Source organism: Frateuria sp., assembly GCF_035943815.1.
GTDB lineage: Bacteria > Pseudomonadota > Gammaproteobacteria > Xanthomonadales > Rhodanobacteraceae > Frateuria_A.
The window spans coordinates 56,507-72,677 of record NZ_DASZBU010000019.1 but is presented as its reverse complement, the minus strand read 5'-3'; the positions used below and the strand labels follow the sequence as shown (position 1 = coordinate 72,677).

Sequence of the window (16,171 nt, the reverse complement as noted above, 5' to 3'; positions counted from 1 at the left end):
GCGCGCAGCCTATTCCGCGTTCCAGCGGTAATGCACTGCATAGTCCAGCGTCGCCTGGCCGCCGGCCGGCACGTTCACCTTGAACTCCAGCAGGTCCGGCGATTGTTTGGCGGGCTTGATCGATGAGGACGCCAGCGCCCACTCCCGCCAGCGACTGGGATGCTCGCGCACGGTCACCACGCGCGCGGACGGGCCGGCGTTGGTGAGTGCGATGCGGAAGGCCTCGTCCATGGTGCGCGCGGCCTTGTCCAGCTTGAACGACGTGCGCTCGCGCTCGCCGCGCAGATCGAACGCGGTGCCCAGGGTGAGCGAGGCATCGCTGCCCTTGGGCGTGTCGTCGATGCGGCCTTCGCCGAGGAATTGCGGCGTGCCGGCGTTGTCGCTGCCCAGCACGCGCAGGTAGCCGGCCGGCAGGCTGTCGAAGGCGGTGAAGCGCAGCGTGCTCTCGACGGCGTTGCCGCCGCCGGTATCGAAGTCGGGCGCGAGCATCGGTTGCGGCGGCGTCCAGCGGTTGCCGTTCTCGTACAGCGCGGTGCGCTCGCACGCCAGGCCGCGCTCGGCATACAGCGGCACCTGGCTGACGCTGCCGTCAGGGAGGTCGACCGCGTGCGGCAGGGTGTACAGGCGGTAATCGGCAAGCGAGGACTGCTCAGGCATGGCGCCTTCGGCCTTGGCCGAGAAGGCGCGCGCCATCATCGGCTGCGGGCCCGAAGGCTTGGCGAAGCGGGGCTCGCCGGCGACCAGCTTTAGCGTGACGCCGTTCCAGTCGCGCCCGCTGCGGTTGGCGATGCTGGCGCGTGACTCGAACCGCATGCGGCAGGCCTGCCCCGCCTCGAGCGTGGCCACGTAGGCGGCGCGCCAGCCGAGGCCGGCGGTGGGATAGCTCAGGGTGGCGGCCGCCTGACCGGCCCTGGCCGCATCCACGCGCAGGCGCAGGCTGGCGCCGGTGGGGAATTCGCCGCCGGACGAGCGCACCGCCGCATAGTCGCGCACCAGCGTGGTGCCGAGCGCACTCCTGACCAGCAACCCGTTGCCGGCGCGCAGCAGCGTGCCGTTGGCCAGCGACTGGCCGCTGCCGCCGAGCACGTCCACCTCGCGGCCGACCAGGCCGGTGAGCGCGGCCTCGTTGCCCTGGCCAAGCAGCAGGCGCTGCGAAACCACCCTGGCCTGGCCGGCGGGGAGGGCCAGCGCGATCGCCTCCGGATCCAGATACAGCGGCAGATCGCCCAGCGTGAGGTCCTGCATGCCGGATTTGAGTGCCAGCGTGCGCTGTTCGCGCGCCACGGCGTAGCCCTCGCCGACGCTGCCGTCGCCGGAGGCGGCGTACAGCGCGGGACTGTCGCTGCGGTACAGCGTCAGCTCCGCGGCATCGCTCGCGCGGGCCAGCGGCACGGCGCACAGCAGCATGAGGCCGGCGCAGGCGAAGGTGCTTCGGGCGGGCAGGGGCATGGGCGGAGCTCCTTTGGGTGGTCAGGCGATCATAGAGGCTCGGGCGAAGCGTCCCGCGAGACCGCATGAGGTTCGATTCATCCAAGCGCAGGGCTTTGCCGGCGGCTATCTTGGGGCCTGATCCTCGAGCTGCCCACATGCCTGCGTCCCTAGCCATCGACATCGCCCCGGCCCGCCTGCCGGATGACCTCGCGACCGTGCGCGCGCTGTTTGCCGAGTACATCGGCCAGGTAAGCGTCGATCTGTCCTTTCAGGACGTCGATGCCGAACTGGCGCACCTGCCGGGTAAGTACGCGTCGCCGCGTGGGGTGATCCTGCTGGCGCGCGATGGAGCTGCGCTCGGCGTCGGCTGCGTGGCGCTGCGGCCCTGGCGGCAGCCGGGGGTATGCGAGATCAAGCGCCTCTACGTGCGGCCCAGGGCCCGCGGCCGCGCACTGGGACGCCAGCTTGCCGAAGCGGTGATCACCTGGGCCGCCCATGCCGGCTACGAGCGCATGCTGCTCGATACGCTTCCCTCGATGCAGGCCGCGCGCCAGCTCTATGCTGCGCTCGGCTTCCAGCCGGTCGCGCCGTACTACGAGAATCCGGTGCCAGGCACGGCCTACATGGCGCTGGAGCTTACCAAGGCGGGCGGTGCACTAGGCGGCGACTGACCAGCCGGCGCGGAAAGCCGCCGGTGTCATACCGAAGGTGCGGACGAATTCGCGGTTGAGGTGCGCCTGGTCGTAGAAGCCTGCATCGAGCGCCGCTTCCGCGATCCCGGCCTGATCGCGCAACAGCGCCTTGGCCCGATGCAGGGCGAGCAGGACGTGAAAGTTGTGCAGGCCGGTGCCGGTCTCGCGCCGGAAAATGCGCCCCAGGTGGCCCACGGATACCGCGCAGGCCCGCGCCAGCGCCTCCATGTCGGTGTGCAGCGTGGCCCGCTCGATCAGCATGGCCTTCACGCGCGCGCCGAACGGCCGTTCGGTTGGCGTCTTGCACGTAGCCGGTGGCACGAAGCGCGACGTGAACGCCCAGCCGCTGCCATCGATCGGCTCGAAGCGGTGGACGGTACCGGCCGGCACCACGACCGTGTCGCCGGCGGCGACCTCCAGCTGGCTTTGCGGCAGGCGCAGGCGTGCCCGTCCGGCATGGATGTCGACGACCTCGTCGCCCGCATGGAAATGCGGCCGGAAGCGCCAGGAGCGGCATTCGCCGGCAATCGTTTCGACGGGCCTGGCAGCGGTCGGCAAGACGGCGAACGAAGTGCGGGCGAGCGGGGCACGCATGGCGAAGTTACGCGGCGGCGGCGCGGATCGCGTCGGGCAGGGGTACTGGCTTGCCGCTGGCCGGGTCCATCCAGACCATCACGACGTGGCCGTCGGCGTACAGGCGTTCGTGGTCTCCCGCGTCGAGGATGCGGTGGCCGATGGTCATCGAGCTGGTACCCAGCCGCTCGCAGAAGAGCTCGACGCGCAGCTGCGCCGGCCATTCGATCGGGCGGCGGTAATTGAGCTGGACGGCCGCCATCACAGGCATCGCGTGGTCGTCGAACCAGGGGCCCGGCACGTGGCTGAGCCATTGCAGCCGGGCGTCTTCCAGGTAGGTGAGATAGTTGGAGTTGTTGACGTGGTTGAACGCGTCCAGGTCGCGCCAGCGCACGTCGATCGTCGCGGTGAAAAGCGGCGCGGGCGGGGCCGGCGCAAGCTGCTCCGCAGGCGCTTCGGCCTGGGCCTTCCTGGTCGATTTGCGCGGGCTCATGGGGTTTTCTTCTTGCGCGGCATGGGCCGGTGCTTGTCGGCCGAGGCGATGTGCTTGAGCGTGTTCTTCGCACGCTTGGCCGCTGGCTTCTCCTGCACCGGCGCCGGGGCCTTCAGGTGCGGCAACAGGAAGCGCCCGGTGTGCGATTCGGACGTGGCGGCGACTTCCTCCGGCGTGCCGGCGACCAGGATGCGGCCACCGCCGGCGCCGCCCTCGGGGCCTAGGTCGACGATCCAGTCCGCGGTCTTGATCACGTCGAGGTTGTGCTCGATCACCACCACGGTGTTGCCCTGGTCGACCAGCTGGTGCAGCACGTCCAGCAGCTGCTCGATGTCGTGGAAGTGCAGGCCGGTGGTGGGCTCGTCCAGGATGTAGAGCGTGCGGCCGGTGTCGCGCTTGGACAGCTCCTTGGAGAGCTTCACGCGCTGTGCCTCGCCGCCGGAGAGCGTGGTCGCGCTCTGGCCGAGCTTGATGTAGTCCAGGCCCACCGCGCGCAGGGTGTCGAGCTTGCGCGCGATGGTCGGCACGTTCTCGAACAGCTTGAGCGCATCCTCCACCGTCATGTCGAGCACGTCGGCAATCGTGTTGCCCTTGTAGTGGATCTCCAGCGTCTCCCGGTTGTAGCGTTTGCCGTGGCAGACGTCGCAGGGCACGTACACGTCGGGGAGGAAATGCATCTCCACCTTGATCATGCCGTCGCCTTCGCAGGCCTCGCAGCGGCCACCGCGCACGTTGAAGCTGAAGCGGCCCGGCGTGTAGCCGCGCGCGCGTGCCTCGGGCACCTGCGCGAACAGTTCGCGCAGCGGCGTGAACAGGCCCGTGTAGGTTGCCGGATTCGAGCGCGGCGTACGACCGATCGGCGACTGGTCGATGTCGACCACCTTGTCGAACAGGTCCATGCCCTGCACGGATTCGAACGGTGCCGGCTGCGCGCTGGCGCCGTTGAGCTCGGAAGCCGCCAGGCGGAACAGCGTGTCGTTGACCAGCGTGGACTTGCCCGAGCCGGACACGCCGGTGACGCAGGTGAACAGCTTGGCCGGGATGGCCAGGTCGACGTTCTTCAGGTTGTTGCCGCGCGCGCCCTTCAGGCGCAGCCAGGAGTCCTCGTCGAGCGGCTTGCGCCGCTCGGTGGGCACCTCGATGCTGCGGGTGCCCGACAGGTACTGGCCGGTGAGCGAGCGCTCGGAGCCCAGGATGTCCTTCAGCGTGCCCTGCGCCACCACCTCGCCGCCGTGCACGCCTGCGCCGGGGCCGATGTCGAGCACGTGGTCGGCCATGCGGATGGCGTCCTCGTCGTGCTCGACCACGATCACCGTGTTGCCGAGGTCACGCAGGCGCGTGAGCGTGCCCAGCAGACGCTCGTTGTCGCGCTGGTGCAGGCCGATCGAGGGCTCGTCCAGCACGTACATCACGCCGACCAGGCCGGCGCCGATCTGGCTGGCCAGGCGGATGCGCTGGGCCTCGCCGCCGGAGAGCGTGTCGGCCTGGCGATCGAGCGTGAGGTAGTTGAGGCCCACGTCGTTCAGGAAGGTCAGCCGCTCGCGGATCTCCTTGACGATCTTCGCGGCGATGTCGCCGCGCCAGCCGGTGAGCTTGAGCTCGTCGAAGAACGCCAGCGCATCGTCGATCGAGCGGTTGGTCAGCGCCGGCAGCGCGTGGTCGGCGACGAACACGTTGCGCGCCGAGCGGTTCAGCCGCTGGCCCTCGCAGGTGGGACAGGGATGGTCGCTGATGTACTTGGACAGCTCCTCGCGCACCGCGGTCGATTCGGTTTCCTTGTAGCGCCGCTCGAGGTTGGGAAGGATGCCCTCGAACGCATGCTCGCGGGTCACCCGGCCGCCGCGCTCGGTGAGGTAGCGGAAGGCGATCTTTTCCTTGCCGCTGCCGTGCAGGATCGCCTGCTGGATGTGCGGCGGCAGGTCGCGCCAGCGCGTGTCCGCGTCGAAGCCGTAGTGCGCGGCCAGCGACTGCAGCATCTGGAAGTAGTGCGGGTTGCGCCGGTCCCAGCCACGGATCGCGCCGTTGGACAGCGGCAGTTCCGGGTGGCCGACCACGCGCGCGGGGTCGAATACCTGGGTCACGCCGAGGCCGTCGCAGCTCGGGCAGGCGCCGATCGGCGAGTTGAACGAGAACAGGCGCGGCTCCAGCTCCGGCAGCGAGTAGTCGCAGACCGGGCAGGAGTAACGCGAGGAATAAAGCTGTTCCGGCGCCTTGTCGTCGTCCATGTCGACCACGATCGCAAGTCCGTCGCCCAGTCGCAGCGCGGTTTCGAACGACTCGGCCAGGCGCTGCTTAAGGTCCTCGCGGGGACGGAAGCGGTCGATCACCACCTCGATGGTGTGTTTCTGGCGCAGGGTCAGCGGAGGCACGGCGTCGAGCTCGTACACCACGCCGTCGACGCGGGCGCGCACGAAACCCTGCGCGCGCAGCTGGTCGAACACCTGCACGTGCTCGCCCTTGCGCTCGCGGACCACCGGCGCGAGCAGCATCCAGCGCTTGTCGGCGTCCAGCGCCAGCGTGGCGTCCACCATCTGGCTGATCGTCTGCGCCTCCAGTGGAATGCCGTGGTCCGGGCAGCGCGGCGTGCCGACGCGGGCGTAGAGCAGGCGCAGGTAATCGTAGACCTCGGTTATCGTGCCGACCGTGGAGCGCGGGTTGTGCGAGGTCGACTTCTGCTCGATCGAGATCGCCGGGGAGAGGCCCTCGATATGGTCGACATCGGGCTTCTCCATCATCGAAAGGAACTGGCGCGCGTATGCCGAGAGCGATTCGACGTAGCGGCGCTGTCCTTCGGCGTAGATCGTGTCGAAGGCGAGCGAGGATTTGCCCGAGCCGGACAGGCCCGTGATCACGATCAGGCGATCGCGCGGCAGGTCCAGGTCGATGTTCTTGAGGTTGTGCGTGCGGGCGCCGCGGATGCGTATGGTTTCCATGCGCGCAGGGATATGGGGGAGACCGGCCACTATAGCAACCTGGCCGGATCAGAAATTGAGATTCCGCCGGCCATCGCGCTGTGGCTAAATGCGCTGTTCGTACGAAGGGCCGCGAAGCGGCGGAGATCAGATGCGCAAGTGGATCGGAGCGGGCCTGGGCCTGCTGCTGGCGGCAGGCGCCGGCAGCGTCGTGGCGGCCACCCACAAGCACCACAAGGCGGCCACCCACAAGCCGGCTATCCAGGCTGAAGCCAGCGAAGCGCAGGTGCGCCAGTTGATCGAAGCGTCCGGCGTCGATCGCATGCTCGGCCAGATGAACAAGCAGATGGCGGCCATGATGCAGCAGCAGGTCCCATGCGTGCCGGCCAGCTACTGGCAGAACTTCATCGACGCCAACGGCGTGCGGGAGCTGACCGAGCGCATGGTGCCGATCTACCAGCGGCACTTCAGCGCGGCCGACATCCAGGGCCTGCTCAAGTTCTACCGCTCGCCGCTGGGCCGCAAGGTGATCACCGAAATGCCCGCGACCATGGCCGAAGGCATGCAACTGGGCCAGGAATGGGGTCGCCAGCGGGCCCAGGCGATGCTGGCCGACCTGCACAAGAGCGGCCGTATCGACGCCCAGGGTCGCTGCCCGGCGGCGCCGGCTGCCGGTACGGAGCCCAAGCTGGCCGCGCCCGCAGCGGGCAGCTCGTCGGCCAGGCAGTGAACCGCCTGCTCAAAGATTGACCAGGCGTTGACCGGCTCGTTATAATCCGCCGTTCACCGCGGCCGGTTCGCGCGTGGTGGAACCCAAGAGAATAACGACAGAAGGGACATTCCCATGAGTTATGCAGTCATCAAGACCGGCGGCAAGCAGTACCGCGTCCAGCAGGGCGACGTGCTGCGCGTGGAGCTGCTGGACGCCGAGGAAGGCGCCAACGTGAGCTTCGACCAGGTGCTGCTGGTCGGCTCGGGCGATTCGGTCAACGTCGGCGCGCCGACCGTTGCCGGCGCCACCGTCTCGGCCACCGTGCGCCGCCACGGCCGTGCGGACAAGATCCGCATCATCAAGTTCCGCCGCCGCAAGCACCACAAGAAGCAGATGGGGCACCGGCAGCATTTCACCGAAGTCGAGATCACGGGCATCAACGCCTGATACAGAGCCGGAGGATTTAAGTCATGGCACACAAAAAAGGCGTAGGTTCGTCCCGCAACGGTCGCGACTCGAACCCGAAATACCTGGGCGTGAAGATCTACGGTGGCCAGGCCATCGAGGCCGGCAACATCATCGTCCGCCAGCGCGGCACCAAGTTCCATGCCGGCACCGGCGTGGGTCTGGGCCGTGACCACACCCTGTTCGCGCTGACCGACGGCGTGGTCGAATTCAAGACCCGCGGCGAGAACAACCGCAAGTTCGTCAGCGTCGTCAAGGGCTGATCGCCCCCCGACGCTGCAGCGAAAGCCCCGCTTCGGCGGGGCTTTTGTTTTGCAAGGCGGCAAAAGCGGGAGCAGGGACGGGGAACATGCAGCTTCCCGGTTAACCTTGGCTTTCACGCTCTTCCCGTTCCCAGCTCCCCATTCCTGTTTCCGGTCCCCAACGCCATGAAATTCGTCGACGAAGCGATCATCAAAGTCCAGGCCGGCGACGGCGGCAACGGTTGCGTCAGCTTCCGCCGCGAGAAGTTCATTCCGTTCGGCGGCCCCAACGGCGGCGACGGCGGCAGCGGTGGCTCGGTCTGGCTGGTTGCCGACGAGGGCCTCAATACGCTGATCGATTTCCGCCACCAGCGCAGCTTCAAGGCCCAGCGCGGCGAGAACGGCATGGGCTCGGACATGTACGGCAAGGGCGGCGATGACACCACCATCCGCGTGCCGGTCGGTACCGTGGTCACCAACGTGGATACCGACGAGACCATCGGCGACCTCACCCAGCATGGCCAGCGGCTGCTGGTGGCCGAGGGCGGCAAGGGCGGCCTGGGCAACATCCATTTCAAGAGTTCGGTCAACCGTGCGCCGCGCAAGTCCACGCCGGGCACGCCGGGCGAGGTGCGCGAGCTCAAGCTCGAGCTCAAGCTGCTGGCGGACGTGGGGCTGCTAGGCTTTCCCAATGCGGGCAAGTCGACCTTCATCCGCGCCGTATCGGCCGCGACGCCGCGCGTGGCCGACTACCCCTTCACCACGCTGCACCCGAACCTGGGCGTGGTGAGCCTGGGCACCGACCAAAGCTTCGTGATCGCCGACATTCCCGGCCTGATCGAGGGCGCCGCCGAGGGTGCGGGATTGGGTATCCAGTTCCTGCGCCACGTTTCGCGCACGCGGCTGCTCCTGCACCTGGTGGACATCGCGCCGATCGACGGCACCGATCCGGTGGAGCAGGTGCGGGCCATCGAGCAGGAGCTGGCCAAGTTCGACCCGCAGTTGCTGGAGCGTCCGCGCTGGCTGGTGCTCAACAAGGCCGACGTGCTGCCGCAGGACGAGCGGGAGGCGGTGGCCCAGGAGATCGTCACGCGGCTCGGCTGGCAGGAACCTTGGTTCCTGGTGTCGGCGATCGCGCGCGAGAACACGATGGCGGTGTGCCAGCAGGTGCAACGCTTCTTCGAGGCGCAGCACCAGGCGCGCGAGGAGCGCACGGACATGCTGCCGGGAGACGTGCGGCTGCGTGGCGAGCCGTAGGCGGCTTCTCTGGCGAGCCTTTCCCCGTCCCACGGGCGAAGGTGCCGACAGGCGGCCGGGGAAGCCTTGCAGGGACCCCCAAGCTCGCCTGCCCAGTCCCAATCGCGCATCATGCGGGTCTCTGTCCGAGGAGTTCTCCGCCCATGCCCTCCCGCCGTGAGTTCCTGAAAACCTCCGTGCTGGCTGCCGGTGCGCTCGCTGCGCCGCGCTTCGCGGCCGCCGCCGCACCATCGAAGGGCGCCCTGCCGGGCGCGGGCGGCGCCCGCGTGGTCTCCACCTGGGATTTCGGCATCCCGGCCAACCGGGCGGCATGGACCGTGCTCGCCGCCGGCGGCAAGGCGCTGGATGCGGTGGAGCGGGGCGCGCAGGTGCCGGAGTCCGACCTCAACAACCACAGCGTCGGCAAGGGCGGCTATCCGGACCGGGACGGCCACGTCACGCTGGACGCCAGCATCATGGACGGTGACGGTCGTTGCGGCGCGGTGGCCTGCCTGGAACACATCGCACATCCGATCCGCGTGGCGCGCCGGGTGATGGAGGCCACGCCGCACGTGCTGCTGGTCGGCGACGGCGCGCTGCAGTTCGCCCGCGAGCAAGGCTTCCACGAGGAGAACCTGCTCACGCCCGAGGCCGAGCAGGCCTGGCACGAATGGCTCAAGACGGCGAAGTACAAGCCGGTGGCCAACAGCGAAAACCTCGATTATCACCGCAGCATGCTGCCGGGCGGCAGGCACAACCACGACACCATCGGCATGCTCGCCGTGGACGCGCACGGCCACCTGGCTGGCGCCTGCACCACCAGCGGCATGGCGTGGAAGATGCACGGGCGTGTCGGCGACAGCCCGATCATAGGCGCCGGACTCTACGTGGACGGCGAGGTCGGCGGCGCCACGTCGACCGGCGTGGGCGAAGAGGTGATCCGCAACGCCGGCAGCTTCCTGGTGGTCGAACTGATGCGCCAGGGGCGCAGCCCGCAGGAGGCCTGCGAGGAGGCCGTGCGGCGCATCGTCAAGAAGCGGCCCGACGGGGCCAAGGAAATCCAGGTCGGTTTTCTTGCGCTGCGGCGCGACGGCGCGGTGGGCGCCCATGCGATCCAGCGCGGCTTCACCTACGCCGTGTGCGATGCGGGCAAGCAGGACGGCCTGTTCGCGTCACCCAGCGTATACACGACCAGCTTCTCCTGAAGTCCCCGGCTCTGCGGCACGGTCGGGCCGCCTGCCTTTCTGCCGGGCAAACGAAAAGGCCGGCTTGCGCCGGCCTTTCCACCAACCCGGACGGGGCGCTGGCTTACGCCAGCTCGCGGATCTTCGCGTTCAGGCGGCTCTTGTGGCGAGCGGCCTTGTTCTTGTGGATCAGGCCACGCGCGGCGTAGCGGTCCATGACCGGCTGCGCGGCGGCGAAGGCTTCCACGGCGGCGGCCTTGTCCTTCGCCTCGATGGCCTTGACGACCTTCTTCAGGGCGGTGCGCACCATGGAACGGGCGCTGACGTTGCGCAGGCGGCGCTGCTCGGACTGGCGCGCGCGCTTCTTCGCGGACTTGATGTTGGCCAAGGTAGAACTCCAGAGAAGGCTTGGGTTGGAAAAAGACGGGCAATTATGGGCCCAATGCGTTGGCCGGTCAACTGTTTAGGGCCTCCGCCGCGGCAAGGGCGCGCCAGCCACCACGCCGCCACGCGGCCGCTACCTGCGCGCCCCGGCAGGCTGTCACACTACGCGCTTTGGCCGCGCCCGGGTTCCGTTCCACGCATGAAGTCCCCCAGCATGTTCCGCGGGCTGCTCTCCTTCAGCAGCATGACGATGGTTTCGCGCGTGCTCGGGCTGGTGCGCGACATGGCGATCAACGCCGCCTTCGGCGCGAATGCCGCGACCGACGCATTCTGGGTGGCGTTTCGCATCCCCAACTTCATGCGCCGGCTGTTCGCCGAGGGCTCTTTCTCCACCGCCTTCGTGCCGGTGTTCACCGAGGTCAAGGAGAAGGGCAGCCACGCGCAGCTGAAGGACCTGATGTCCCGCGTTTCCGGCACGCTGGGCGGCGTGTTGCTGGTGGTGACGGCGCTGGGCCTGATCTTCGCGCCGCAGGTCACCACGCTGTTCTCGCCAGGCGCGATCGACGAGCCGAGGAAGTTCCAGCTGACGGTCGAACTGCTGCGGCTGACCTTCCCGTTCCTGCTGTTCGTCTCGCTGACGGCGCTGTGCGGCGGCGCGCTCAACAGCTTCCACCGATTCGGCCTGCCGGCGCTGACGCCGGTGATCCTCAACCTGTGCATGATCACCGGTGCGTTGTGGCTGTCCCGGCGCCTGCAGACGCCGATCCTGGCGATGGGCTGGGCGATCCTGGTCGCTGGCATCCTGCAGTTGCTCTTCCAGCTGCCGGCGCTGCGCGGGCTGGACCTGCTCACGCTGCCGCGCTGGGGCTGGAGCCATCCGCAGGTGCGCCGGATCATGCGCCTGATGGTACCCACGCTGTTCGGCTCTTCGGTGGCGCAGATCAACCTGCTGCTGGACACGGTGATCGCCTCGCTGCTGATCGCCGGGTCGCAGAGCTGGCTGTCGCAGGCGGATCGGTTCCTCGAGCTGCCATTGGGCGTGTTCGGCGTGGCGCTGGGCACGGTGATTCTGCCGTCGCTGTCGCGCCACCACGTGGCGACCGACCACGCGGGGTTTTCCAAGGCGCTCGACTGGGGCTTGCGCACCACGCTGCTGATCGCGGTGCCGGCGATGTTCGGGCTGATGCTGCTGGCCGAGCCGCTGGTGGCCACCCTGTTCCAGCACGGGCATTTCAACGCGTTCGACACGCGGATGGCCACCCTGTCGATCACCGCGCTGAGCTTCGGACTGCCGGCCTTCGCCCTGGTCAAGGTGCTGCTGCCGGCGTTCTACGCGCGGCAGGACACGCGCACGCCGGTGCGCGCCGGCGTGGCTTCGCTCATCACCAATATGGTTTTCAACCTGCTGTTCGTGACGCTGCTGTTCGCGCTGTGGGCCACCCCGGCGCAGAAGCAGGCGCCGTGGCTGCAGGCGCTGGCGCAGGTGCCCGGCCTGCACATGGCGCTGGGCATGGCCAGCGCCCTGGCCAGCTACATCAACCTGGGCCTGCTGTGGCACTGGCTGCGCCGGGCCGGGGTGTACGAACGCCAGCCGGGCTGGACGCGTCATGCGGTGCGCCTGGCGGTCGCCTGCCTGGCGATGGTCGTGGTGCTGCTGCTCGGGCGCTGGCTGTGGCCCGACTGGACGACGGTATCGACCTTCACGCGTGTCTGGCACCTGGCCGTGCTGGTCGGAGCGGGAGGGCTGGCCTACGTGGCTTCGCTGTTCGCCATGGGTTTCCGGCTCGGCGAGCTGCGCGGAGTCTGAGGCTCGCGGCCCGTCTGCGGGCGCATGGGCGCAAGGACAACGGCACGGCTTTCGTATACTCGCCGGATGACGACACTTTCCCGGGACCTCATGGGCCCCTGCCTGGCCCCCGCGGGCAGCGTGGTGGCCATCGGCGCCTTCGACGGACTGCATCGGGGCCACCAGGCCCTGTTGGCCGAGGTGCGCATCCGTGCGCAGGCGCTGGAGGCGACACCGGCGGTGATCAGCTTCGAGCCGCTGCCGCGGGCCTTTTTCTCGCGCGAACCGGTGCCGCGGCTGTCCAGCCTGCGCGAGAAGCTCGCTGGCTTCGCCGCCGCCGGCATGGCACGGGTGCTGCTGTTGCGCTTCAACGCGGCGCTGACTTCGCTATCGGCTGAGGATTTCGTGCGCCGCGTGCTGGTCGAACGGCTGGCCGCGCGCGAGGTCTGGGTGGGCGAGGACTTCCGCTTCGGCCACAAGCGGGCCGGCGACGTCGCCCTGCTCGAGCGCATGGGCGTCGAGCTGGGTTTCGGCGTGCGGGTGATGCCGCCGGTGCTGCTCGAGGGCACCCGCGTTTCGGCCACGCGCGTGCGCGCACTGCTGGCTGCGGGCGAGTTCACCGGCGCCGCGCCGCTGCTCGGGCGGCCGTTCGTGATCGACGGCCGGGTCGAGCGCGGCAACCAGCTCGGGCGAACGCTGGGGTTTCCCACCGCAAACATCCACCTGCGCGGGCGCGCGAGCCCGGTGCAGGGGATCTTCGCCGTGCGCGTGGGCCTGGGGGACGCCCCGTGCAGTTGGCCCGGTGTCGCTTCGCTGGGCTTGCGGCCCACGGTCAATCAGGTCGCGCAACCGTTGCTGGAAGTACATCTGTTCGATTTCGAGGGCGATCTCTACGGCCGTCGCATGGCGGTCGAGTTCGTGGCCAAGTTGCGTGACGAGCAGAAGTTCGATGACCTGACGGCGCTCACTTCGCAGATGCATGCCGACGCCCGCCTGGCGCGCGAGTTGCTGGGCATGAACCCGCGGCTGGCCGAAGCCTGACGCGCTTTGATCGGTGCGCTTCGGGCGCGGCCAGGCCCTCGGGTCTCGCCTGCTGCTACCGCAGCGCAGCAATTTCCACTAGTTTTAATGGTTCGCCAGCGCGTGTCGCGCCTCGCGCGACCCACGGACACCCACCATGACGCACGACTACAAGAGCACGATCAACCTGCCGCAGACGGAATTCCCGATGCGCGGCGACCTGCCCAAGCGCGAGCCGCACTGGCTGGCCGAATGGGAGCAGGCCGGCCGTTACGCTCAGATCCAGCAGCACGCCGCCGGGCGCGACCAGACCTTCGTGCTGCACGATGGCCCACCCTACGCCAACGGCGCGATCCACATCGGCCATGCGGTCAACAAGATCCTCAAGGACATGGTGGTCAAGTCCAAGCTGCTGGCCGGCTATCGCTCGCCGTACGTGCCCGGCTGGGATTGCCACGGCCTGCCGATCGAGATCGCGGTGGAGAAGAAGTATGGCAAGCCGGGCGAGAAGCTCGACGCGCGAGCGTTCCGCCAGAAGTGCCGCGAGTATGCGCAGGAGCAGATCGACGCCCAGCGCGCCGACTTCAAGCGGCTGGGCGTGCTGGGTGACTGGTCGCATCCGTACAGGACGATGGACTTCCGCTACGAGGCCGACATGCTGCGCGCGCTGGCGCGCATCGTCGCCAACGGCCACGTGGTGCGCGGCGCCAAGCCGGTGTACTGGTGCTTCGACTGCGGTTCGGCGCTGGCCGAGGCGGAGATCGAATACGGCGACAAGGTCTCGCCCGCGGTGGATGTCGCCTACGACGCGATCGATCCGAAGGCGCTGGCGGGCAAGTTCGGCGTCGACGCGGGCGATGCCATCGTCGCTGTGCCGATCTGGACCACCACGCCTTGGACGCTGCCCTCGAGTCAGGCGGTAGCGTTGGGCGCCGAGCTGGAATATGCGCTGGTCGAAGGCCCGGCACGCGAGGGGCGGCGCGTGCTGCTGGCAATCGCCAGCGCGCTGGTCGAGCCGGCGCTCAAGCGCTATGGCGTCGATAACGCGAGCGTGCTCGGCCACGCCAAGGGGGCCGACCTCAATGGCCTGAAGCTGCATCACCCGTTCTACCCGCGCGAAGTCCCGATCCTGCTCGGCGAGCACGTGTCCGCCGAGGACGGCACGGGTGCCGTGCACACCGCGCCCGACCACGGCATGGAGGACTTCATCGTCGGCCGCGACAACGGCATCGGCACGCTCAACTATGTCGGTTCCCGCGGCGCCTACCGCGAGGACGTGCCGGCGGCCGACGGCCTCGCGCTGGCCGGCATGCACATCTGGAAGGCCAACGACGCCATCGTCGAACTGCTGCGCGGCCGCGGCGTGCTGCTGGCGCACGCGAAGATCGAGCACAGCTATCCCAACTGCTGGCGCCACAAGACGCCGGTGATCTTCCGCGCCACGCCGCAGTGGTTCATCGGCATGGAGCAGGCGGACCTGCGCGCGACCGCGCTCAAGGCGATCAAGGATGTGCGCTGGGTGCCGACCTGGGGCGAGGAGCGCATCGCCGGCATGGTCGCCGGGCGCCCGGACTGGTGCATCAGCCGCCAGCGCACCTGGGGCGTGCCGATCGCGCTGTTCGTGCACAAGGGCAGCCAGGAGCCGCATCCGGATTCCGTCGCGCTGCTGGAACAGGTGGCGAAGAAAGTGGAGCAGGGCGGCGTCGACGCCTGGTACGAGCTGGACGCGGCCGAGCTGCTGGGTGACCAGGCCGGCGACTACGAGAAGGTCACCGACATCCTCGACGTCTGGTTCGACTCGGGCGTCACCCATTTCTGCGTGATCGGTCAGCGGCCGGAGCTGCAGCAGGGCGATGCCGAGCAGTACAAGGTGATGTACCTGGAAGGCTCGGACCAGCATCGCGGTTGGTTCCAGTCCTCGCTGCTGACCTCCTCGGCGATCCACGGCCGCGCGCCGTATGACGAAGTGCTAACGCATGGCTTCACCGTCGATGCGTCGGGCCGCAAGATGTCAAAGTCGATCGGCAACGTGGTCGCGCCGCAGAAGGTGATGGACACGCTCGGCGCCGACGTGCTGCGCCTGTGGGTGGCCTCGGCCGACTATCGCAACGAGATGACCGTCTCCGACGAGATCCTGAAGCGCGTCTCCGACAGCTATCGGCGCATCCGAAACACCGCGCGCTTTCTGCTCGGCAACCTGGACGGCTTCGATCCGGCCAGGCACCTGCTGCCGGTGGAGCAGACCCTGCCACTGGACCAGTGGGCCGTGCAGCAGGCCTACGACGTGCAGCAGGCGGTGATCGCAGCCTACGAGCGCTACGACTTCCCCGACGTGGCCTCGCGCGTGCAGAACTTCTGCACCAACGAGATGGGCGCGTTGTACCTGGACATCACCAAGGACCGGCTCTACACGATGCCGACCGACAGCCACGGGCGGCGCAGCGCGCAGAGCGCGATGTTCCGCATCGCGCAGGCGCTGGTGCGCTGGCTGGCGCCGATCCTGGCCTTCACCGCCGAGGAGATCTGGCAGCAGCTCCCCGGCGAGCACGGCGAAAGCGTGCTGTTCGAGACCTGGTACGACGGCTTGGCCGCCACGCAGGGCTCGCCCGAGCAGCGCCGCTGGTGGGCCGACCTGCTGGCGATCCGCGAGGCCGGCGCACGCGTGCTCGAGGGCATGCGCAAGGCCGAGCGGATCGGTGCGTCGCTCGAAGCCAGCCTGGCGATCCACACCGATCCCGCACTGGTGGAGCGTTACGCGCCGGCGCAGGAGGAACTGCGCTTCTTCTTCATCACCTCCGATGTCTCGCTGGGGGGGCTGGTGCCGCGCCCGGACGATGCCGCCAAGGTGGATCTGGCCAGTGGCGAGGCCTGGGTTTCCGCGGCGGCGATCGACTGGGCCAAGTGCGTGCGCTGCTGGCACCGCCGTCCCGACGTGGGCAGCCATCCGGACCATCCGGAGCTGTGCGGCCGCTGCGTGGAGAACGTGGCGGGGCAGGGCGAGACGCGCTGCTGGTTCTGACTATGAGCCGAGGGATCGGGGG

14 protein-coding genes are annotated in these 16,171 nt (G+C 68.8%); 9 read left to right on the top strand and 5 right to left on the bottom strand.

Annotated features, from left to right (window positions below; genetic code table 11):
* Positions 1-9 precede the first annotated feature (9 nt).
* The gene (locus VGU65_RS14110; protein ID WP_327476748.1) at positions 10-1,449 is read right to left on the bottom strand and encodes a DUF4139 domain-containing protein; all 1,440 of its coding nucleotides are present in this window, start codon (positions 1,447-1,449) and stop codon (positions 10-12) included.
* Between the two features lie 137 nt (positions 1,450-1,586).
* On the opposite strand from VGU65_RS14110, the gene VGU65_RS14105 reads away from it, so the two are divergent.
* The gene (locus VGU65_RS14105) at positions 1,587-2,102 is read left to right on the top strand and encodes a GNAT family N-acetyltransferase (protein WP_327476747.1); all 516 of its coding nucleotides are present in this window, start codon (positions 1,587-1,589) and stop codon (positions 2,100-2,102) included.
* On the opposite strand, the gene VGU65_RS14100 is transcribed toward VGU65_RS14105, so the two are convergent.
* The 3 genes from VGU65_RS14100 to uvrA are packed head-to-tail and all read right to left on the bottom strand — an operon-like array spanning position 2,088 to position 6,122.
* A complete protein-coding gene (locus VGU65_RS14100) occupies positions 2,088-2,717 on the bottom strand; it encodes an AraC family transcriptional regulator (RefSeq protein WP_327476746.1) in 630 nt (209 codons plus the stop codon). The genes VGU65_RS14105 and VGU65_RS14100 overlap by 15 nt on opposite strands.
* A 7-nt stretch (positions 2,718-2,724) precedes the next feature.
* A complete protein-coding gene (locus tag VGU65_RS14095; protein WP_327476745.1) occupies positions 2,725-3,189 on the bottom strand; it encodes an acyl-CoA thioesterase in 465 nt (154 codons plus the stop codon).
* Complete coding sequence (gene uvrA, locus VGU65_RS14090; RefSeq protein ID WP_327476744.1) at positions 3,186-6,122, bottom strand: excinuclease ABC subunit UvrA; 2,937 nt, start codon at positions 6,120-6,122, stop codon at positions 3,186-3,188. Before uvrA ends, VGU65_RS14095 begins: the two co-directional genes overlap by 4 nt.
* 130 nt (positions 6,123-6,252) lie before the next feature.
* On the opposite strand from uvrA, the gene VGU65_RS14085 reads away from it, so the two are divergent.
* The 5 genes from VGU65_RS14085 to VGU65_RS14065 all read left to right on the top strand — a co-directional run bounded on the left by VGU65_RS14085 (position 6,253) and on the right by VGU65_RS14065 (position 9,961).
* Positions 6,253-6,831, top strand: coding sequence for a DUF2059 domain-containing protein (locus VGU65_RS14085; protein ID WP_327476742.1), 579 nt, complete (start codon positions 6,253-6,255; stop codon positions 6,829-6,831).
* Positions 6,832-6,945: 114 nt separating this feature from the next.
* A complete protein-coding gene (gene rplU / locus VGU65_RS14080) occupies positions 6,946-7,260 on the top strand; it encodes a 50S ribosomal protein L21 (RefSeq protein WP_327476740.1) in 315 nt (104 codons plus the stop codon).
* Between the two features lie 23 nt (positions 7,261-7,283).
* Complete coding sequence (gene rpmA, locus VGU65_RS14075) at positions 7,284-7,541, top strand: 50S ribosomal protein L27 (protein ID WP_091336927.1); 258 nt, start codon at positions 7,284-7,286, stop codon at positions 7,539-7,541.
* 165 nt (positions 7,542-7,706) lie between these two features.
* Positions 7,707-8,777, top strand: coding sequence for an Obg family GTPase CgtA (gene cgtA / locus VGU65_RS14070; RefSeq protein ID WP_327476733.1), 1,071 nt, complete (start codon positions 7,707-7,709; stop codon positions 8,775-8,777).
* A 143-nt stretch (positions 8,778-8,920) separates the two neighbouring features.
* Entirely contained in the window at positions 8,921-9,961 is a 1,041-nt protein-coding gene (locus VGU65_RS14065) for a glycosylasparaginase (RefSeq protein WP_327476731.1), read from the top strand.
* 103 nt (positions 9,962-10,064) lie between these two features.
* On the opposite strand, the gene rpsT is transcribed toward VGU65_RS14065, so the two are convergent.
* A complete protein-coding gene (rpsT, locus tag VGU65_RS14060; protein WP_017460878.1) occupies positions 10,065-10,328 on the bottom strand; it encodes a 30S ribosomal protein S20 in 264 nt (87 codons plus the stop codon).
* A gap of 195 nt (positions 10,329-10,523) precedes the next feature.
* On the opposite strand from rpsT, the gene murJ reads away from it, so the two are divergent.
* The 3 genes from murJ (at position 10,524) to ileS (ending at position 16,149) form a co-directional block, all read left to right on the top strand.
* Positions 10,524-12,131 (top strand): murein biosynthesis integral membrane protein MurJ, encoded by a 1,608-nt coding sequence (gene murJ / locus VGU65_RS14055; RefSeq protein WP_327476723.1) that lies wholly within the window; start codon positions 10,524-10,526, stop codon positions 12,129-12,131.
* A 66-nt stretch (positions 12,132-12,197) separates the two neighbouring features.
* Entirely contained in the window at positions 12,198-13,151 is a 954-nt protein-coding gene (locus VGU65_RS14050) for a bifunctional riboflavin kinase/FAD synthetase (protein ID WP_327476721.1), read from the top strand.
* 136 nt (positions 13,152-13,287) lie between these two features.
* Positions 13,288-16,149: an isoleucine--tRNA ligase gene (gene ileS / locus VGU65_RS14045; protein ID WP_327476720.1), complete on the top strand. Its 2,862-nt coding sequence runs from the start codon at positions 13,288-13,290 to the stop codon at positions 16,147-16,149.
* Positions 16,150-16,171 lie beyond the last annotated feature (22 nt).